Origin of the sequence: Amycolatopsis kentuckyensis, assembly GCF_041679295.1 — a bacterium.
Taxonomy (GTDB): domain Bacteria; phylum Actinomycetota; class Actinomycetes; order Mycobacteriales; family Pseudonocardiaceae; genus Amycolatopsis; species Amycolatopsis kentuckyensis_A.
Map to the genome: position 1 here is coordinate 118,806 of NZ_JBGDMD010000007.1, position 18,608 is coordinate 137,413.

At 72.3% G+C, this 18,608-nt stretch carries 18 protein-coding genes; 6 read left to right on the plus strand and 12 right to left on the minus strand.

Annotated elements, in window-relative coordinates; all coding sequences use genetic code 11:
* Nucleotides 1-23: 23 nt before the first annotated feature.
* The 3 genes from ACERZO_RS29420 to ACERZO_RS29430 all read left to right on the plus strand — a co-directional run bounded on the left by ACERZO_RS29420 (nt 24) and on the right by ACERZO_RS29430 (nt 2,658).
* On the plus strand, nt 24-290 hold the full coding sequence (locus ACERZO_RS29420) for an HPr family phosphocarrier protein (RefSeq protein ID WP_013224593.1): 267 nt from the start codon (nt 24-26) through the stop codon (nt 288-290).
* 74 nt (nt 291-364) lie between these two features.
* Entirely contained in the window at nt 365-1,180 is an 816-nt protein-coding gene (locus ACERZO_RS29425) for a serine hydrolase domain-containing protein (protein WP_372668024.1), read from the plus strand.
* On the plus strand, nt 1,177-2,658 hold the full coding sequence (locus tag ACERZO_RS29430; protein ID WP_372668025.1) for an alpha/beta hydrolase: 1,482 nt from the start codon (nt 1,177-1,179) through the stop codon (nt 2,656-2,658). Before ACERZO_RS29425 ends, ACERZO_RS29430 begins: the two co-directional genes overlap by 4 nt.
* Nucleotides 2,659-2,844: 186 nt before the next feature.
* On the opposite strand, the gene ACERZO_RS29435 is transcribed toward ACERZO_RS29430, so the two are convergent.
* Together ACERZO_RS29435 and ACERZO_RS29440 are read right to left on the minus strand one after the other, a co-directional pair.
* Entirely contained in the window at nt 2,845-3,780 is a 936-nt protein-coding gene (locus ACERZO_RS29435; RefSeq protein WP_372668026.1) for a D-2-hydroxyacid dehydrogenase family protein, read from the minus strand.
* A gap of 4 nt (nt 3,781-3,784) precedes the next feature.
* Nucleotides 3,785-4,978 carry an endonuclease/exonuclease/phosphatase family protein gene (locus ACERZO_RS29440; protein ID WP_372668027.1) on the minus strand — a complete coding sequence of 398 codons (1,194 nt, stop codon included), beginning with the start codon at nt 4,976-4,978 and terminating at the stop codon, nt 3,785-3,787.
* Nucleotides 4,979-5,095: 117 nt separating this feature from the next.
* Here ACERZO_RS29440 and ACERZO_RS29445 point away from each other — a divergent pair, with 117 nt between their 5' ends.
* Complete coding sequence (locus tag ACERZO_RS29445; protein ID WP_372668028.1) at nt 5,096-5,755, plus strand: TetR/AcrR family transcriptional regulator; 660 nt, start codon at nt 5,096-5,098, stop codon at nt 5,753-5,755.
* Here the strand turns inward: ACERZO_RS29445 and ACERZO_RS29450 are convergent.
* The 7 genes from ACERZO_RS29450 to ACERZO_RS29480 form a co-directional block, all read right to left on the minus strand.
* Nucleotides 5,742-6,989: a GrpB family protein gene (locus ACERZO_RS29450; protein ID WP_372668029.1), complete on the minus strand. Its 1,248-nt coding sequence runs from the start codon at nt 6,987-6,989 to the stop codon at nt 5,742-5,744. The two genes, ACERZO_RS29445 and ACERZO_RS29450, sit on opposite strands and share 14 nt — an antisense overlap.
* Before the next feature lie 59 nt (nt 6,990-7,048).
* On the minus strand, nt 7,049-7,876 hold the full coding sequence (locus ACERZO_RS29455) for a shikimate dehydrogenase (RefSeq protein WP_372668961.1): 828 nt from the start codon (nt 7,874-7,876) through the stop codon (nt 7,049-7,051).
* Nucleotides 7,877-7,892: 16 nt separating this feature from the next.
* Entirely contained in the window at nt 7,893-10,091 is a 2,199-nt protein-coding gene (gene mltG, locus ACERZO_RS29460) for an endolytic transglycosylase MltG (protein WP_372668030.1), read from the minus strand.
* Entirely contained in the window at nt 10,088-10,588 is a 501-nt protein-coding gene (ruvX, locus tag ACERZO_RS29465) for a Holliday junction resolvase RuvX (protein ID WP_372668963.1), read from the minus strand. The genes mltG and ruvX overlap by 4 nt, the downstream gene beginning before the upstream one ends.
* Nucleotides 10,581-13,241 carry an alanine--tRNA ligase gene (gene alaS / locus ACERZO_RS29470; RefSeq protein ID WP_372668031.1) on the minus strand — a complete coding sequence of 887 codons (2,661 nt, stop codon included), beginning with the start codon at nt 13,239-13,241 and terminating at the stop codon, nt 10,581-10,583. The genes ruvX and alaS overlap by 8 nt, the downstream gene beginning before the upstream one ends.
* A gap of 71 nt (nt 13,242-13,312) precedes the next feature.
* Nucleotides 13,313-13,618: a hypothetical protein gene (locus ACERZO_RS29475; RefSeq protein WP_372668032.1), complete on the minus strand. Its 306-nt coding sequence runs from the start codon at nt 13,616-13,618 to the stop codon at nt 13,313-13,315.
* On the minus strand, nt 13,615-14,001 hold the full coding sequence (locus ACERZO_RS29480; RefSeq protein ID WP_086678291.1) for a DUF948 domain-containing protein: 387 nt from the start codon (nt 13,999-14,001) through the stop codon (nt 13,615-13,617). Before ACERZO_RS29480 ends, ACERZO_RS29475 begins: the two co-directional genes overlap by 4 nt.
* 129 nt (nt 14,002-14,130) lie before the next feature.
* Between ACERZO_RS29480 and ACERZO_RS29485 the strand changes: the two genes are divergently transcribed.
* The gene (locus ACERZO_RS29485; protein WP_372668033.1) at nt 14,131-15,012 is read left to right on the plus strand and encodes a hypothetical protein; all 882 of its coding nucleotides are present in this window, start codon (nt 14,131-14,133) and stop codon (nt 15,010-15,012) included.
* Here ACERZO_RS29485 and ACERZO_RS29490 read toward each other — a convergent pair.
* The 3 genes from ACERZO_RS29490 to ACERZO_RS29500 form a co-directional block, all read right to left on the minus strand.
* Complete coding sequence (locus tag ACERZO_RS29490) at nt 15,009-15,854, minus strand: NAD(P)-dependent oxidoreductase (RefSeq protein WP_372668034.1); 846 nt, start codon at nt 15,852-15,854, stop codon at nt 15,009-15,011. The two genes, ACERZO_RS29485 and ACERZO_RS29490, sit on opposite strands and share 4 nt — an antisense overlap.
* Nucleotides 15,855-15,880: 26 nt before the next feature.
* Complete coding sequence (locus ACERZO_RS29495) at nt 15,881-16,258, minus strand: VOC family protein (RefSeq protein WP_372668035.1); 378 nt, start codon at nt 16,256-16,258, stop codon at nt 15,881-15,883.
* Between the two features lie 116 nt (nt 16,259-16,374).
* The gene (locus tag ACERZO_RS29500) at nt 16,375-17,751 is read right to left on the minus strand and encodes a replication-associated recombination protein A (RefSeq protein ID WP_372668036.1); all 1,377 of its coding nucleotides are present in this window, start codon (nt 17,749-17,751) and stop codon (nt 16,375-16,377) included.
* Nucleotides 17,752-17,894: 143 nt separating this feature from the next.
* Between ACERZO_RS29500 and ACERZO_RS29505 the strand changes: the two genes are divergently transcribed.
* Nucleotides 17,895-18,590 carry a TetR/AcrR family transcriptional regulator gene (locus tag ACERZO_RS29505; protein ID WP_372668037.1) on the plus strand — a complete coding sequence of 232 codons (696 nt, stop codon included), beginning with the start codon at nt 17,895-17,897 and terminating at the stop codon, nt 18,588-18,590.
* The last annotated feature ends 18 nt before the right edge of the window (nt 18,591-18,608 follow it).

Sequence of the window (18,608 nt, forward strand, 5' to 3'; positions counted from 1 at the left end):
ACCCCAGAAGCGAGAGGACGAACATGCCGGAGAAACGCGTCGCCGTGGCGAGCAAGGTGGGCCTGCACGCCAGGCCGGCCGCGCTGGTGGCGAAGGCGGCCGCGGCGCAGCCCGTCGCGGTGCAGATCGCCAAGGCCGGCGGGAGCCCGGTGGCCGCCGGCAGCGTGCTCAACCTGATGACCCTCGCCGCCGGCTACGGCGACGAGGTCGTGATCAGCGCCGAGGGCGAGGGCGCCGAGGAGGCCGTGGAAGCGGTCGCCCAGCTGGTCGCCACCGACCTCGACGCCTGAGCAGTACCCCCGCGAAGGCCTTCGCACCGGTCCCCGACACCGGTGCGAAGGCCTTCGTTTCGTAAGGTGGGCGCATGGAAAGCGTGCGCTTGGTCGGGGACTGGCCGGTGGACAACGCCGCGACGGCCGTGGTGTCCGCGAACGGAACCGTCGTGGGCAGCCACGGCGACACCGCGCGGAAGTTCCGGCTGGCCTCGGTCAGCAAGCCGCTCACCGCCTACGCCGCGCTCATCGCGGTCGAAGAGGGCGTCGTCGAGCTGGACACCCCGGCCGGGCCCGAGGGCTCGACCGTGCGGCACCTGCTGGCCCACACCTCCGGCCTCGCGTTCGACGCGCACAAGGCCATGGCCGCGCCCGGCACGCGGCGGCTCTACTCCAACGCCGGGTTCGAAGTGCTCGCCGACACCCTCGCCGAGCACTCCGGCATCCCCTTCGCGCAGTACCAGGCCGAAGCGCTGTTCGCCCCGCTCGGCATGACGAGCACCACGCTCGACGGCTCGCCCGCCGCCGACGTCGTGTCCACTGTGGACGACCTGGCCGCGTTCGCCGCCGAGCTGCAGTCCCCCAAGCTGCTCGACCCGGCCACCGTCGCCGAGGCGACGGACGTCGTGTTCCCCGGCCTCTCCGGGGTGCTGCCCGGGTTCGGGCACCAGAAGCCCAACGACTGGGGCCTCGGCTTCGAGATCCGCGACCACAAGAGCCCGCACTGGACCGGCGCGAACAGCTCGCCGCGCACCTTCGGGCACTTCGGGCAGTCGGGCACGTTCCTCTGGGTCGACCCGGACGCGGGCGCGGCCTGCGTCGCGCTGACCGACCGCGCGTTCGGCCCGTGGGCCGCCGAGGTCTGGCCGCGCTACACCGACGCCGTCCTGGCGGAATTGAGCGCGTGAAGCCGCTCCTCGCCGCGCTGCTGCTCCTGCTCGCCGCCTGCAGCGCGCCATCGGCCGCGTCCGCTCCCCCGCCGGCGTCCCCGCCCGCGGCCGCGGTCCCGTCGGCGCTCGGCACGAACGGCGCCGCCGCGCCGGTGCTGCGCTGGACGCCGTGCCACGGGAAGTTCCAGTGCGCGGGCGCGTCCGTGCCGCTGAGCTACCGCGAGCCCCACGGTCCGGCGATCACGCTCTCGGTGATCCGGCTGCCGGCGGGCGATCCGGGACGGCGGCTCGGCTCGCTGTTCTTCAACTTCGGCGGGCCGGGCACCGACGGCGTCGGTGAGCTGACGCGGTTCGCCGACCGCTACCCCGCCGACGTCCGGGCCCGGTTCGACCTCGTGAGCTTCGACCCGCGCGGGATCGGCGGGTCCACGCCGATCAGCTGCCCGGGTGCCGGCCACGCGCCCGCGCCGGGCTCGCCGCTGCGGCAGCCGGACGCGTTCTTCGCGGCGAGCGCCGCGACCGGCCGGGCCTGCGCCGCCTCGGGCGCCACCCTGAGCCACCTGTCGACGGCGAACGTGGCCCGCGATCTGGAGCTGCTGCGCCAGGCCGTCGGCGATCCGGCGCTGAACTTCTACGGCTACTCCTACGGCACCTACCTGGGCGGCACGTACGCGAACCTGTTCCCGGACAAGGTGCGCGCGCTGGTCCTCGACGGCACGCTCGACCTGGTCGCGAACGCCACCGGCCGGCCGGGGCAGGAGAAGGAGCCGGTCGACGTCCGCGCCGACGTCGCCGGGGCGCAGCAGCAGGAGCTGGACCAGTTCTTCGCCGCGTGCGCGGCGGCCGGGCCGAAGTGCGCGTTCTCCGGCGGTGACCCGAAGGCGAAGTTCGCCGGGGTCTTCGCGCGGGTGTCACGCACCACCGGCGTCGGCTCCCTGATGCGGACGGTCGACAGCGCGCTGTACCAGTCCGGCCGGTGGAAGCGGCTCGCGCAGACCCTTTCCGCGATGCCGGCGGATTCCGGCCCCGCCACGCCGGTGCTCGACCCGTACGTGCCGACGCATTCCGCCACGTTCCTGGCGGTCCAGTGCGTCGACAGCGACAACCCTGGCTCACCCGCGGATTATGCGGCACTCGCCGCCCGGGAAAGCGCACGTCAGCCGTACTTCGGGCTGGGCTCCGTGTTCTCGATGGCCCAGTGCGTGGGCTGGCCGGCGCACGATCCCGATCGCTACACCGGGCCGTGGAACCGGGCGCGGAAGAACCCGGTCCTGGTTCTGAACAACCGGTTCGACCCGGCGACGCCGCTGCACAACGCCCAGGCGACGGCGGCCGAGCTGGGCGACGGCCGGGTGCTCGTCGTCGACGGGTTCGGCCACACGTCGCTGGACGCGCCGAGCGCGTGCGCCTCGGCGGCTGTGACGCGGTACCTGACGGACTTGGCGACGCCGGCCGAAGGGACGACCTGCGCGCCGGACGCGGTCCCGTTCTCGTGAGTGAGAAACAGTGTTCTAACCCTGTTTCTCACTCACGACCAGCGTGGGTCCGTCGTTCAGCCGAACGGACGCCCCCACCAGGGTCTTTGGACCCTGCCCGGCGCGGTTTCCGGGTGGTGTCATGGTTCTCGTGCGGGCCCGCCGCCGGGCCGGTGCGGGGACCTCGGGCCCCGGCGGGCCGCACGCCTAACCCTCCATGACGCGGATCGGTTCCCCCGCCTGGTAGGCCGCGATGTCCTCGACCGCGTCGCCGTAGAAGATCTCGTAGGTCTCGCGGGCGACGAACCCCAGGTGCGGGGTCAGGACGGCGTTGTCCATCGTCCTCAGTGGATGGTCGGCGGGGAACGGCTCGACGTCGTAGACGTCCAGCGCCGCCGCCCGGATCTCCTTGCGCCGCAACGCGTCCACCAAAGCGGCCTCGTCGACGATCGGACCGCGCGAGGTGTTCACCAGCAACGCGCTGGACTTCATCGCGGCGAGCTCGGCCGCGCCGACCAGGCCGCGGGTGCGCCCGCTGAGCACGAGGTGGATCGAAAGCACGTCCGACCGGGCGAAGAGGTCCTCTTTGGACACCGCCGTGACGCCGTGCGGAGCCGCCTTCTCCGGCGTGAGGTTCTGGCTCCAGGCGATGGTTTCCATGCCGAAGGCCTGCCCGATCTTCGCCGCGCCGGCCCCGAGGCGGCCGAGGCCGAGCAGGCCGAGCGTCTTGCCGTGCAGCATGGTCCCGACGGTCGTCTGCCAGCCGCCTTCCCGCATGGACCGGAACTCCTGCGGCAGGTTCCGCGACGCGGCCAGGATCAGCGCCCAGGTGTGCTCGGCGGTGGGTTCGCCGAGGTAGCCGGTCCTCGACACGACGACGCCGTTGCGCTTCGCCGCCGGGAGGTCGATGGCGGCGTTGCGCGGACCGGTGCTGACCAGCAGTTTCAGGTCGGGCAGCCGGTCGAGCACCTCGGCCGGGAAGCGGGTGCGCTCCCGCATCGCGACGACGACCTCGAAGCCCTGCAGCTGCTCGGCGACATCGGTGAGGGGCTCGGTGAAGACGGTTATGTCGGCTTTCAGCGAGACCCAGTCACCGAAGGTCAGAGCGACGTCCTGGTAGTCGTCGAGGATCGCGATGCGCATGATCTCACCGTAGTGGCACGAAGACATCCACGCGGACCAAGTGGTGATCGGAGGCGTCGTTCAGCCGCGCCAGCGGGTCCGACGGCACCGGCCAGAACACCTCCGCGTGCCACGGCAGCAGGCCCTTCGACGGCAGCACGTAGTCGGTCCGCAGGTTCCCCGGCGCGACGTCGTTGAAGTCGCCCGTGTCGTAGAACGGGTCGCTCTTCTGGCCGGCGTTGGCACCGCCCTGGGCCTGCGCGGCCAGCACCGCGCCCTGGCTGCCCGGGTGCGTCCGGATCACCCGGCGCGCGTTCAGGAGCTGGTCGATCGCGCCCGGGACGCTGTCGCCGTCGAGCGGGTCGGAGTTGTTGTCCCCCGCGACCACGAACCGCTCCGAAGCCCCCAGGCCGCCGCGGTGGCCGCGGTCGTCGTAGAGGTAGCCGCCCCTGCCCGGCGTGACGTAGTCCGCCCAGAAGCGGATCTCGTCGTTGTTGCGGGTGCCGTTGCGGTCCTCCGGGCCGTCGAAGCTCGGCGGCGTCGGGTGCGAGACGAGGAAGTGCACGGTCGAGCGGCCGATCTTCAGCGGCAGGTCCCAGTGCGACTTCGACGACAGCCGCAGCACGTTCAGCTCCGCGCGGCTGTACCAGTCGTGCGGCGCCGGCGTGGCCGGGTCGTCCGGCAGCAGCGCGCCGGGCATGTCCTTCCACAGGAAGTGCTGGAACGTCCGCACGTGCGCCAGGTCGATCGGGTACTTCGACAGCACGAGCAGGCCGTACTGGCCCTCGAAGGCACCGAAGCCCTGGGCGTCGTTGCCGCCGCCGACCGTACCGCTGCGGTCGAGGTCGAAGCCCGTCGGGACGCCCGTGTTGACCGGCGCGGTGTAGGCGTACGGGTAGTCGATCGGCTTCGCGCCGTTCTGCCCGATCGCCAGGTAGTTCTTCCGGAACAGGTCCGCGGCGGCGTTGCCCGGCGCGTAGTCGAACTCGTTGATCAGCTGGACGTCGGCGCGGTTGCGCTGGACGACCTCGGCGACCTCGCGCGCCTGGGCGTTGCCCGGCGTCGAGAGGTCGGTCACCAGCTGCCCGGCGGCCGCGCGGTTCAGCGACGCGTTGAAAGTCGCGAAGCGGACATTGGTCCCGAAGCTCGCGGAAGCGGTGGCGGGCACGAACAGGGCGACGAGCGCGGCCACGGACAGGCCGGCGGCGAAGCGTTTCACGGTGGTTACCTCCCAGTCGGCGGTCACCCTATGCCGGATTTCGCCCGGCCGGGTGAGCAGCAGGTGAACGGCTGCCCGTCCCAGCGCCCGGACGTGGCCGGCGCTAACGTGCCGCACGTGGCCAAGAGCGAGGAAACGCGGTCCCTGATCGTCACGACCGCGATGCGGCTGTTCACCGAGAACGGCTACGACCGCACGACCATGCGCGCGATCGCCGCCGAGGCGGGCGTCTCCGTCGGGAACGCCTACTACTACTTCTCGTCGAAGGAACAGCTCATCCAGGGCTTCTACGACGAGATCGCCCGGCAGCACCTCGACGCCGCCCGCGCTCGGATCGACGGCGAAAGCGCCTTCGCGGCCCGGCTGAAGACCGTGCTGCTGTGCTGGCTGGACGTCGCCGAGCCCTACCACCGCTTCGGCACGCAGTTCTTCGTCAACGCGGCCGACCCGGAGTCGCCGCTGAGCCCGTTCAGCGACGACTCCTCGGCCGCCCGCGAAGCGTCGATCGGCCTCATGCGCGAGGTCGTCGACGGCTCCGACGTCAAACTCGACCCGGAGCTGCGCGCGCAGCTGCCGGAACTGCTGTGGCTCTACCAGATGGGCGTGGTGCTGTACTGGGTCCACGACCGCTCGGCCGGGACCAAGCGCAGCCGGCTGCTGGTGGAGCGCAGCGTCCCGCTGATCGCGCGGCTGGCCGCGCTCTCCCGGCTGCGGGTGTTCCGCCCGGTCAGCCGGGAGATCGTCGACCTCGTCCAGGAACTGGCTAAGCGGGACTGACCGCCCGGAAGTAGAGGAACCGCGGCTTGGTCCGCAGGTTCGCCGCCCACTTCGGGTCGGCTTCGGCCGCCTCCGGGGCCGGCATCGGCTCGACCAGCTTGTCGACGGCGAAACCCGCGTCGCGGACCGCCTGGAACGTCCAGCTCAGCGGGCGCCGGTAGAAGCGCACCCGCTGACCGGGCGGGAACTCGTCTTCGAGCAGCTCCACCTCGAAGTAGTTCTCCTTGCCGAACCAGCGCCAGTCCTCCCCCGGGTGGTGCACCGAAAACACCAGCGCGCCACCGGGTTTCAGGACCCGGCGGAACTCGGCGAGCGCCGGCCCCCAGTCCTGCAGGTAGTGCAACACGAGCGACGCCGTGATCACGTCGATCGAGCCCGGCTCGAGCGGGAGCGGCCGGGTCACGTCCGCGACCTCGAAGCGCGCCACGTCACCGAACTTCCGCTGCGCCAGGGAAACCATCCCCGCGCTCACGTCGACGCCCAGGACGTCCGCGCCCCGCCCGGCCAGCAACGCACTCAGGTGCCCGGCCGCGCAGCCGACGTCCAGGACGCGGCGACCCGACACGTCGCCCGCCAGGTCCAGGATCGCCGGTCGGTCGTAGAGCGCGTTGGTCACGGACTTCTCCGCGTGCGACGCGTAGTCCTCGCTGAACGCGTCGTACTGCGCCGCCCGCGCCCGGCCGAGGATCTCTTCGATCACCTCGGTCTTCGCGTCGGCGTACTGCTGGATGTACTTCCACTCCTTCGCGCCGAGTTCACGCTTCTTCGCCGCGTACAGGTCACGCTCCTCCGGGTGCGCGCGCATCCGGTCGCGCAGGAGCCGGTAGCGCTCGGTCTGACCGTTGCCGGGCGAGTAGACGTGCAGGTTGATGTTGGTGTCCGGGCCCTTGAAGCAGCGGTGCTTCTCCCAGTCCGGCTCGCGGATGACGAGCCGGTAGCCCGCCGCCTCCAGCGCCGGGACGTAGGCATCCTCGTCGTCGGAGTCCGGCACCTCGAGGAGGATGTCGACGCACGGCTTGGCGCACAGGCCCGGTACCGAGGTCGACCCGACGTGCTCGAGCACGAGCACCTGGTCGCCGAGCACGCCCCGGATCCGCTCGGCCTCGCGCTCGAAGAGCTCCGGCCACTCCGGGTCGTAGTCGACGAGCAGGACCGTGGAGTTGAGCTGCGGCGCGTCGCCGCCCACCCATCCCGACTCGATCTCGGTTTCGCTCAACGCGTCTTGGCTGGTCATTCCGGTTGACCCCCTTCTTCAAGGCAGTCCGCCAGAATATCGACCGGCGCAACCGGTTTTCAGGAGATCGGCAGCGGCAGCAGGTTCCCGGTCGCTTCGCGCAGCGCGTCCCGCATCGCCGCGCGCGGGGCCGGGCGCCCGGTGAAGTGCTCCGCCTGCCCGAACGCCTGGTGCAGCAGCATGTCCAGCCCGGTCGCGAGCCGGCCGCCCCGCGCCGCGACGGCCTCGGCCAGCGGCGTCGGCCACGGGTGGTAGATGACGTCGAGGACGTGCGCGACGCCCGCCAGCTCGGCCACGTGCGGGACGACCGCGTCCGGCGGCACGGTGTTCACCAGCACCGCCGAGGTCCCCAGCGAAGCGAAGTCCGCGTCAGCCCAGCGAAGCACGTCGACGTCGAGCGAAGCCCGCTTCGCCGCGTCGAGGGTTTCGCCGGCCCGCGCGGGTTCCCGCACGACCAGCCGCACCTGCCGCACGCCGAGCGCCGCGAGCCCGACGACCGCCGCGGCCGCCGTGCCGCCCGCGCCGAGCACGACCGCGGTGTCCGACGGCGCCGGCTCGTAGCCGCCCGCCGCCCGCAACGCGCCCGTGACGCCGTCGACGTCGGTGCAGTCCGCGAGCCAGCCCTTGGCCGTGCGGACCAGGGTGTTGGCCGCGCCGACCGCGGTCGCGCGCGGGGTCACCTCGTCCGCGTGGTCGAGCGCCGCGCGCTTGCCCGGCATGGTGACCGAGAGCCCGGCCCACTCCGGGCCGAGGCCGTCGACCAGGGCCGGCAGCTCCTCGGCGCTCGTCTCGATGCGCTCGTACGTCCAGCCGGTCAGGCCGAGCGCGGCGAACGCGGCGCCGTGCAGCACCGGGGACAGCGAGTGCGCCACCGGCTTCCCGAGCACGGCGGCGCGGCGGGGCTCAGAAGACACCACGTTGCTGGGCCAGCTTGACGTTGGCCTTGTGCTCGTCGAACGTGACCCCGAAGCAGGACAGGCCGTTCTTCTCGCACTTGACGAAGTAGACCCAGTCCCCGGCCGTCGGGTGCACGGCCGCCTGGATGGCGTCGGCGCTGGGCACCGAGATCGGGGTCGGCGTCAGGCCCGCGTTCTTGTAGGTGTTGTACGCCCCGGCCCGGTTCCGGTCGTCGTCGTTGGTCGCCAGCGTCGGGCGGTCCAGGACGTAGTTGACCGTCGAGTCCATCTGCAGCCGCATGTTGATCGCCAGGCGGTTGTAGATCACCCGGGAGAGCTTGCCGAAGTCGTTCTTCACCGCCTCGCGCTCGATGATCGAGGCGATGATCAGTGTCTGGTACGGCGTCATCCCCGGGCCGGTCGACTGCGGGCTCAGCCCGGCGTTCTGGATCGCCTCGGTGGAGCTGCGCACCAGCTGCCCGATGATCTCCTGCGGGGACGCCCCGGGGCGGACGTCGTAGAGGCCGGGCGCGATGAGGCCTTCGAGCCGCCGGTCCTTGCGGTCGGCCTTGTTCGCCGGCTCGATGGCCCAGTCGGGCACGCCGAGCGTCTTCAGGTCCGCGCCGTCGACCACCTTGCGCAGGTCGTCGGCGGTCACGCAGGTGCTCTTGCCGTTGATCTGCGCGCAGGACGCCTTCGCCATCAGGCTGTACACGCCGGGCGTGACCTTGCCGTCGGGCTGGGTGATGTCGTCGAACTGCGTGTACGGCCGGATCTCCAGCTGGCCGACGCGCGCGGCCCCGTCGGTGATCCGGTCGACCGCGCTGGCGCCCGACATGTGCGACTTCATCACGTAGAAGCCGTGCTGGATCCGGGCCAGCTTCGGGTTGTCCTCACCGGCCTTGACGAACGCCTTGCCGCTGGCGACGACGCCCGCCGTGGCGAGCTTCGCGCCGATCGCCGACGTCGAGTCGCCGTCGTCGACCTGGAACAGCACGTCCCCGTCGCCGGCGCCCTCGAAGTCGTCGTAGCCGAAGATCTTGTTGAAGCCGTAGTAGGCGCCGCCGGCGAGCAGCACGATCACGACGAGCGCGGCGACCCAGCCGAGGGCGCGCTTGCCCTTTTTCTTCTTGCGCGGCTGCTCCGGCTCGTCCTCGTACTCGTCGTACTCGGCGTCGTCGTAGTCCTCGTAGCCTTCGGCGTACTCGTCGTAATCGTCGTAGTACTCGTCACCCTCGGCGAAGAACTCTTCGGGCTCATCGTGCGCCGGTTCCGCCGGGGCCTGTGCGGGGATGATGTCGGTCGGCGGGTCCTCGCGGACCGGCGGGGGCGGCGGCCGACGGCGGCGCGGCGGCTCCACGCCGGGTTCGGGCACGCCGACAGACCGGTCACCCGGCTGGACGGGCCGCCGCGGGGGTTCCGGCGCGCCGCGGCGGGGGTCGGCGTCGGGATCGAGCGCCGCGCGACGCCGGTGCGACTCGGCTTCGTTCGGATCCGGCGCGGCCCGCCGGCGCCCGGCAGGCGGTTCGCCGGCCTCGACCGGCTCGGGTGCGGCGCGACGGCGTCCAGGCGGCGGCTCGACGGCCTCGACCGGCTCCGGCTCGGCCCGGCGACGCCGCCGAGGCGCTTCGTCCGGGGCACCCCGGAGCCGGGCGGCCTGCGCTTCGGCAGCCTCTTCCAGGTCCAGCATCGCCTGGTGGCGGCGGGCCGCGTCGGCTTCGGCCAGCTCCTCGGGACTCGGGCGGCGACGGCGTGCGTCCGCCCCCTCCTCCGGGCCCGGCGCGGGACGGCGGCGGCGCGGCGGCTCCTCGGGGGCCGCGCGGCGGCGCCCCGGCTCGGGAGCCGCGCGGCGCGGGGGCGGGCCGTCGACGCCGTCGTCCAGCCCGTGGCGGGCGCGGACGGGGGCCGAGCGCTCGGCTTCCCGGGGGTCGAAGTCGTCGTCGGCCGGCGGCAGCGTGGCCGGCGGCTCGAGCCGGCGACGGCGGCCGGACGGCGGTGCGTCGCGGCGCGGGTCGTAGCCCGGCTCGGGGCGCGCCCGGCGCGACGGCTGGGGCAGCTCGTGGGACCCGCTGTGCCGCGACGGCTGCGGGAGCTCCTGGTACCCGCTCGCGCGCGGGTCCTGGTGGTTCGGCCGGGACGGCGGCGGGGTGGCCGGTCCCGGTTCGCGGAGTCGCCTGCGCCCGCGAGGGGGCTGCTCGTCGTTCATCGGTCTCCCTCCCGGGCGCGGTGCGCAGCGGCGGCGTCGATCCAGGCCTGCAGGATCTCCACGGCGGCGGCCTGGTCGACCACCGCGCGCTGCTTGCGGCCTTTGACCCCGCGCTGGGAGAGGATGCGGGATGCGGTGACCGTGGTCAGCCGCTCGTCGCCCAGCCGGACCGGCACGGGCGCTATCCGCCCGGCCAGGCGTTCAGAATACGCGATCGCCAGCTCGGCCGCCGGACCGTGGCGGTTGGCGAGCGTTCGCGGCAGGCCCACGATCACCTCGACCACCTCGTGCTCGGTGACGAGGGCGGCCAGCTGGTCCAGATCACTGTCGTCGGTCGCATCGCGGGAGAGGGTAACCAATGGCGACGCCAGCACGGGGGCCGGATCGCTCAGCGCCACCCCGACCCGGACGGATCCGACGTCGACGCCGAGGCGACGGCCGCGCCCCGGATCGGCCTCTCCCGGCCGGTCCGGGCCGCGGTTTCCGCGGTTAACCAATGCCGGCAATCGCCGAACGCAGGGCCGTGACCGCGTCGGCCGCGCCGGCCGGGTTCGTGCCACCGCCCTGGGCCATGTCGGGCTTGCCGCCGCCGCGGCCGCCGATCTTCTCGGCGAACGACGGGACGAGCTTGCCCGCGGCGATCCCCTTGTCCTGGGCCGCCTTGGTCGTCGCGACGACGAAGCTCAGCTTCTCTCCGGCCGGCGAGAACAGCGCCACCACGCCGGGCCGCGAGCCGAGCCGGCCGCGGATGTCCGAGGCCAGCGCGCGCAGGCCGGTGCCGTCGACGTCCGGGACGACCTCGGCCACCACGGTCACGCCGCCGATCTCCTGCGCCTTGTCGACCAGGGAGCCCGCCGAGCCCAGCACCTGCTGGGTCTTGAGCTGCGCGATCTCCTTCTCGGCGTTCTTCAGCCGGCTCAGCACGTCCTCGATGCGGCTGGGCAGCTGGTCCGATGGCACCTTGAAGGTGTTCGCCAGCTGCGAGACCAGCAGCTGCTCCTTGCGGACGTACTTCAGCGCGTCCGTGCCGACCAGCGCCTCGACGCGGTGCACGCCGGAACCGATGGAAGCGTCGGAGACGAGCTTGACCAGGCCGAGCTGGCCGATCCGCTCGACGTGCGTGCCACCGCAGAGCTCGCGGGAGTAGTCGCCCATGTCGACCACGCGGACGTCGTTGCCGTACTTCTCGCCGAACAGCGCGACCGCGCCCAGCTCGAGGGCCTTGTCCTTGGTCGTGGTGTAGCTCTGCACCTCGACGTTGGTCTGCAGGTAGTCGTTGACCTCCTGCTCGACCTCGGTCAGCACGTCCGCCGACACCGAGCCCGGGGTGGTGAAGTCGAACCGCATGCGGCCGGGCGAGTTCAGCGAGCCCGCCTGTGCCGCGCGCTTGCCGTACGCGCCGCGGACGGCCGCGTGCACCAGGTGCGTCGCGGAGTGCGAGCGCTCGATGGACAGGCGGCGGTGCGCGTCGACCGAGCCGGTCAGCTTCGTGTCCAGGCCGACCTCGCCGTCGACGACCTCGACGCGGTGCACGTACAGGCCGGGGACGATCTTCTGGACGTCGAGGACCTTCAGCTCGACGCCGTCGCCCAGCAGGACGCCGGTGTCGGCGACCTGGCCGCCGCTCTCGGCGTAGAACGGCGTCCGGTCGAGGACCAGCTCGGCCTTCTTGCCCGCGGCGACGCTGCGGACCGGCTGGCCGTCCTCCAGCAGTGCGACGACCTTCGCCTCGGCCTGCAGGTCGGTGTAGCCGAGGAACTCGGTCTCGCCGTGCTGCTCCAGGACCTTGCGGTACTCCGAGAGGTCGCCGTGGCCGGTCTTGCGGGCCGCCGCGTCCGCCTTCGCGCGGGTCCGCTGCTCGTTCATGAGCGTGCGGAAACCCTCTTCGTCGACGGACAAGCCCTGCTCGGCCGCCATCTCGAGGGTCAGGTCGATCGGGAAGCCGTAGGTGTCGTGCAGCTGGAACGCCTTGTCGCCGGCCAGCACGTCCCCGCCGCCGCGCTTGGTCTCCTCGGCCGCCAGGTCGAAGATGCGCGAGCCGCTCGTGAGAGTCGAGAGGAACGCCTCCTCTTCGATCCGGACGACCTCGTTGATCCGGTCGAAGCCGGAGACCAGCTCGGGGTAGGTCGGGCCCATCGTGTCGCGGACGACCTTCGCGAACTCCTGCAGCACCGGCTCCTGCACGCCCAGCAGGCGCGTGGAGCGGACGATGCGGCGCAGGAGGCGACGCAGCACGTAGCCGCGGCCGTCGTTGCCCGGGGTGACGCCGTCGCCGATCAGCAGCACGCCGGTGCGGGCGTGGTCGGCGATGACGCGGAAGCGGACGTCGTCGGCGTGGTTGCTGCCGTAGCGCCGGCCCGAGAACTCCTCCGCGCGGCCGATGACCGGGCGGACGAGGTCGGTCTCGTAGACGTTTTCGACGCCCTGCAGGATCGTCGCGACGCGCTCGACGCCCATGCCGGTGTCGATGTTCTTCTTCGGCAGCTCGCCGATCGGCTTGTGCCCGAGCTTGGGGCTCAGGTCGCCGCGGACGTCCTGCATGAAGACGAGGTTCCAGATCTCGATGTAGCGGTCCTCGTCCGCGACCGGGCCGCCCTCGCGGCCGTACGCCGGGCCGCGGTCGTAGTAGATCTCGGAGCACGGGCCGCCGGGACCGGGCACGCCCATGTCCCAGTAGTTGTCCTTGCCGTCGCGCTCCTGGATGCGCTCGCCGGGCAGGCCGGTGAGCTTGCGCCACAGGCCCGCGGCCTCGGAGTCGTCGTTGTAGACGGTCGCCCAGATGCGGTTCGGGTCGAGGCCGTAGCCGCCTTCGCTCTGGGGCTTGGTGATCAGCTCCCAGGCGTACTCGATGGCGCCTTCCTTGAAGTAGTCGCCGAAGGAGAAGTTGCCGGCCATCTGGAAGAACGTGTTGTGCCGGGTGGTCTTGCCGACCTCGTCGATGTCCGGCGTGCGCACGCACTTCTGCACGGAGGTCGCGCGCGGGTACGGCGGCGGCGCCTCACCGAGGAAGTACGGCTTGAACTGCACCATGCCGGCGTTGACGAACAGCAGGTTCGGGTCGTCGAGGATCAGCGGCGCGCTGGGCACGCGCGTGTGGCCCTTGCTCTCGAAATGGCGCAGGAAACGATCGGTGATTTCGTGTGTGTCCACGGGTCAGTCCTTGTACTGGTGGCTGCGAGCGAGATCAGACGGCGACGGCGGAGGGTCCGGGCAGGCCCGGATCAGCCCTCCGCCCGGCGAGCTCGCCGGACCGGGCGCCGGGCGGCGGCCGCGTGGCGCCCCTCGGCGCGGGGCGCCGAGACGCCCGCCCGCTCCTCGACCATGTCGTGCAACTCCTGCTCCCGCTCGTTCATGCCCGCGCGCACCTCGGCGCCGAACGAACCCACGGCGCCGGCCAGCTCGCGCACGGCGTCGCCCAGGTTCGATGCTAACCCGGCCGGAGTGGCCTGACGAGCGGTTTCGGCGGCCTTGCGGGACAGCACGACACCGGTGACCACGCCGACGCCGAGCCAGAACAGCCGCTTCACTTCGCGGCCTTCTTCGCGGCCTTCAGCGCGCTCTTCTTCTTGCGCGCCTTGATCGCCTTGGACAGGCCGTACGACAGCGCCGCGGTCTTGACCAGCGGGCCGCCCAGCGTCGCGGTGAACACCGACGCCAGCGCGGAGACGTTGCCGGTGACCGCCTGCGCGTTCGACGTGATCCCGTCCACCCGCTCGAGCTGGGCGTTGACGTGGGTGATCGTCTGGTTCGCGCCGATCAGCAGCGGGTCGGTGTTGCTGTTGGTGCGCTCGATCGCCTCGGTGGCCGCGTCCAGCGTCTTGCCGAGCTTGATCAGCGGGATCGCCAGCAGGACGACCAGCACCACGAATGCTCCTGCGGCGATCAACGCGGCGATCTGCCCTGCCGACACGGGCCCTCCTCGGTTCACGGGTTTCGGGTGCTGGTGAGGTTACCGCCTGGCCGGGTTCCCGACCGTGTCACCCCGCGCGGGCCGGAAAACGCGTCGCCCGCGGCGGTCGCGGGGCGGTACACCTGGGCGATGGCACACGACGACGGACCCGGGCGCCGGGTCCTTTCCGGGCCGGGCGGCACGGCGGCCGACGTGCTGGCCGCGTTGCCCGGCGCGGACCTGACGACGGTCCAGCTGGAGGTCGCACGACGGCGGGCGGCCCGGCTGTCCGGTCCCGACGTGCTGCGCCGCCACCGCGAAGACCGCTTCGCGGCGCCGAGCCCGTTGCCGTTCGCGCTGGTGCGCCGGGTCGAGGACGCTCTGCTCGGCACAGCCGCGGGCTTCGACCTGGTGACCCTCTCGCCGCTCGTCCCGCTCGGCACCCATTCGGCGGTGGGCGGGGTGGCCCAGCACCGGGTGGTGCCGACCGGCCGCGGCACCGAGGTCGCCGCCGACCCCACCACCGGCCTGGCCCTGGAGGCAGCGGTCCGGCGCTCGGCGGAGGACGTGGTCCGGCTGGCCGCGGTGCAGCGGGTGGTGCGGGCCCAGCAGGTCCCGGCGGGGCTGTTCGCGCACTTCTCGCTGTTCGGCGCGGTGACGGCCGGCCGGGACACCGGCGACCTGGCCTTCGAGCGGCAGCACTTGGCCGAGCACATCCGGCTGCTGGCCGCGGGGTGCCGGGCGCTGGGCGCGACGGAGGTTTCCCTCGGGGTGACGGTGCTGGACCCGCGGTTCGAGGGCCTGCTCGGCTCGGTGCCGGACGTGCCGGTCCACCCGTTCCCGGACCGCGAAGGCGGCCGAGGTGGGTACTACGAGGGCCTCTGCTTCAAGGTGTACGCGTCCTTCGGCGGCGAGCTCGCCGAAGTGGGTGATGGCGGCTTCACGCCGTGGACGCAGAAGCTCCTGGGCAACGCGAAGGAACGCCTCCTGACCAGCGCCCTGGGGGTGGACCGGCTCGCGACGCTCCGCTAACGCTCCTTCACCACCGCGCGGTAGAGCGCCGCCATGTCCTCGTCGCCGTGCCCCGCGTCCACCGCCGCCTCCAGGTGCGAGAGGACCGCGCGGGCCCCTGCCACGTCGACGTCCTCGCCCGCGGCCTCCACCACCAGCCGCGCGTCCTTCGCCGCCAAGCCCGCCGGGAACGACGGCGGGTACTCGCCCGACAGCATCGCGCCGCCCTTCACGTGCGCGTAGCCGACGTCGAGGCCGCCGCCCTTGATCGTCTCCAGGAACAGCGCCGGGTCCAGGCCCAGTGCCCGCGCCAGGCCGAGGCTCTCCGCCGTGCCGTTGGTCAGCGCCAGCACCCAGGCGTTCAGCACCAGCTTCAGCCGGCTGCCGTTGCCCGCCGGGCCGAGCCACTGCGTCTTGACGGCGACCGCGTCGAACACCGGCGTGGCCTTGGGCCGGGCTTCCTCCGGGCCGGACGCCAGGACCTGCAGCTGCGCCTGCTCCGCCGGCTGCCGGGTGCCGAGCACCGGCGCGTCGACGAACACCGCGCCCGCCTTCTCCGCCAGCGCGGCGAGCCGGTCGGTCCAGTCGAGGCCGACCGTGCTCATCTGCAGCCACAACGTGCCCGAAGCAGGCGAAGCCGCTTCGAACGCTTCGGCCACCGCGGGTCCGTCCGCGAGCATGGTCACGAGGGTGTCGGCGCCTTCGACCGCCGCGGCCGCCGAATCCGCGACCGTCGCGACGTCGGCGAGGGGCTCGGCCTTCGCCCGGGTCCGGTTCCAGACCCGGACGTCGAGGCCCGCCTTCGCGATGTTGGCCGCCATCGGGGCGCCCATGATTCCGGTTCCGAGAAACGCGACGCTCATGCTCTCCACGTGCCCACGGAACGCGCTCAGTAATCGCCGAGGAGGCAGAACGGGTGCCCGGCCGGGTCGGCGTAGACGCGCCAGCCGCGGCCGCCGAGGTCGGGGTCGAGCAGCCGGCCGCCGTTCGCGAGGACCGCGTGGTGCGACTCGCGGAAGTCGTCCACCTCGAAGTCGAGGTGGAACTGCTGCGGGTGCGCCGGGTCCGGCCAGCGCGGCGGCTGGTGGTCCAGGGCCCGCTGGAACCCGAGGACCATCCCGGCCACGTGCAGCGTCGACCAGTCCTCGTCGACCCGCCAGCGCGGGTCCGGCCGGTCCACCTCGCCGCCGAGCAGGGCCTGGTAGAAGCGGGCGAGCACGACCGGTTCCGGACAATCCAGGACGATGCACTGCAGCGTCGCGGGCACGGGCACGCCTCCTGCGGGGTCGGATCACCTTCGAGGCGTGCAGCTTACGAAACCCGATGATCTTGACCGCCTCGGGCCGCGAAGATGATCAGGGCCCGAAGAATCGTCCGCCCGGCTCACCGTTCGCCGCGGATCGTCCGGCGCAGCTTGGGGACGCGCTCGGCGAGGGTGCGCTCGGCACCGCGCTGGGTGGGCTCGTAGTAGTCCCGGCCGACCAGCTCGTCCGGCGGGTACTGCTGCGCCAGCACGCCTTCCGGGACGTTGTGCGGGTACCGGTAGCCCTGCGCGTTGCCCAGCTTCTTGGCCCCCGCGTAATGCCCGTCGCGCAGTGGCGGCGGGACCGCGCCGGCCAGCCCGGCCCGGACGTCCGCCAGCGCCGCGTCGATGCTCGTGACGACCGCGTTCGACTTCGGCGCGGTGGCCAGGTGGATCGTCGCCTGGGCCAGCGCCAGCCGGCCCTCCGGCATGCCGATGAACTGCACGGCGTGCGCGGCCGCGACGGCCGCCTGCAGCGCCGTCGGGTCGGCCAGCCCGACGTCCTCGCTGGCGTGCACGACCAGCCGCCGCGCGAGGAACCGCGGGTCCTCCCCCGCTTCGATCATCCGGGCCAGGTAGTGCAGCGCGGCGTCCACATCGGACCCGCGGATCGACTTGATGAACGCGCTGATGACGTCGTAGTGCTGGTCGCCGTCGCGGTCGTAGCGGACCGCCGCCTTGTCCACAGTGGACTCGACGATGGCGAGGTCGATCGTCTTCGCCTCGGTGGCCGACGCCGCGTCCGCCGCCGCCTCCAACGCCGTGAGCGCGCGGCGCGCGTCCCCGCCCGCGAGCCGGACGAGGTGGGCGCGTGCGTCCTCGGTCAGCGTCAGCTCGCCGCCGAGGCCGCGCTCGTCGGCCAGCGCGCGCTCGATCAGCTCGGTGATGTCTTCGTCGGTCAGGGGACGCAGCTGCAGCACCAGCGAGCGCGACAACAGCGGGGAGACCACGGAGAACGACGGGTTCTCGGTGGTCGCCGCGACCAGCAGCACGGTGCGGTCCTCGACCGCGCCGAGCAGCGCGTCCTGCTGGGTCTTGGAGAACCGGTGCACCTCGTCGATGAACAGCACCGTGTTCTCGGCGTTGTACTGGCGCCGCCGCCGCGCCTCCTCGATGACGCCGCGCACCTCCTTGACGCCGGCCGAAAGCGCCGACATCGCGACGAACCGGCGGCCGGTGGCGATCGAGACGAGGTTGGCCAGCGTCGTCTTGCCCGTGCCGGGCGGGCCGTACAGCAGCACCGACGCCGGCGCGGCGCCTTCGACGAGCCGCCGGAGCGGGGCGCCTTCGCGCAGCAGGTGCTGCTGGCCGACGACCTCCTCGAGCGAGCGCGGCCGCATCCGCACGGCCAGCGGCGAACTCGCCGGGTCGGCCTGCGGTTCGCCCGCGTTCGACGTCGTGCGCTCCGGCGGCGGCGCCACGTCGGCGTTCACGGTGAAGAGTTCGTCCTGTGCCACACCGATGACGTTAACCGACGGCACCGACAGAACCACTTGCCCCGGTCCGGGGATCGGCGCTACCGTTGCGATGACCGGTTGACCGAAAGTGCGATTCTGGTCAACAGGTCAAACTCTCAACGAACCAGCAGGTGGACGAACGCATGAGCCATCCCAACCGCGAGCGCGCCGACCGCATCCTGGACGCGGCGGGCGAGCTGCTGCTGCGCATGGGCTACCGGAAGGTGGCGGTCGACGACATCGCGCGCGCGGTCGGCATCGGCAAGGGCACCGTCTACCTGCACTGGCGCAACAAGGAACTGCTGTTCCAGGCGCTGATGATGCGCGAGTCGGCCGACCTGACCGACGAGATCCTGCAGGCGATCAAGGCCGATCCGGCGATGATCCTCCCGCACCGGATGATCTCGGCGTCGTTCCTCACCACGCACCGCCGTCCGCTGGTGATGGCGATGCTGCGCGGCAACGCCGAGATGTTCGGCTCGCTCGGCGATCTCGCCCTGCGCAAGCAACAGGACGAGCTGCGCGGGCAGTTCGAGGACGCGATGCTCCGGCGCGGGCTGATCCGCGCGGACGTCCCGAACGTGACCTACGCGCTGCACGCGGCGACGCTCGGCTTCTACCTCGGCGACACGCTGTCGGACGAGTTCGACGGCATCGCACTGGAGGAGAAGGCAGCGGTCCTCGCGCACATCATCCGCACCGCGTTCGAGCCGGCCGGGGAGCCCGATCCCGCGGCGGTCGCGGACGTGGCGGCGGAATTGGGTTCGGCGCTCGAGGAGCTCGTCTCGGGCTACCGGAAAGGGATCTACGCACACGATCCCACCAGGGCACCCGGCTGATCCCGGGGCCACACAGGG

Coding starts and splice junctions, on each gene's coding strand:
- ACERZO_RS29435 (WP_372668026.1), bottom strand. CDS start 3,780: ATGCGCATCGCGATCCTCGACGACTACCAGGACGTCGCTCTGACCTTC.
- ACERZO_RS29425 (WP_372668024.1), top strand. CDS start 365: ATGGAAAGCGTGCGCTTGGTCGGGGACTGGCCGGTGGACAACGCCGCG.
- ACERZO_RS29420 (WP_013224593.1), top strand. CDS start 24: ATGCCGGAGAAACGCGTCGCCGTGGCGAGCAAGGTGGGCCTGCACGCC.
- ACERZO_RS29490 (WP_372668034.1), bottom strand. CDS start 15,854: ATGAGCGTCGCGTTTCTCGGAACCGGAATCATGGGCGCCCCGATGGCG.
- ACERZO_RS29450 (WP_372668029.1), bottom strand. CDS start 6,989: ATGACCAGCCAAGACGCGTTGAGCGAAACCGAGATCGAGTCGGGATGG.
- mltG (WP_372668030.1), bottom strand. CDS start 10,091: ATGAACGACGAGCAGCCCCCTCGCGGGCGCAGGCGACTCCGCGAACCG.
- ACERZO_RS29485 (WP_372668033.1), top strand. CDS start 14,131: ATGGCACACGACGACGGACCCGGGCGCCGGGTCCTTTCCGGGCCGGGC.
- ACERZO_RS29505 (WP_372668037.1), top strand. CDS start 17,895: ATGAGCCATCCCAACCGCGAGCGCGCCGACCGCATCCTGGACGCGGCG.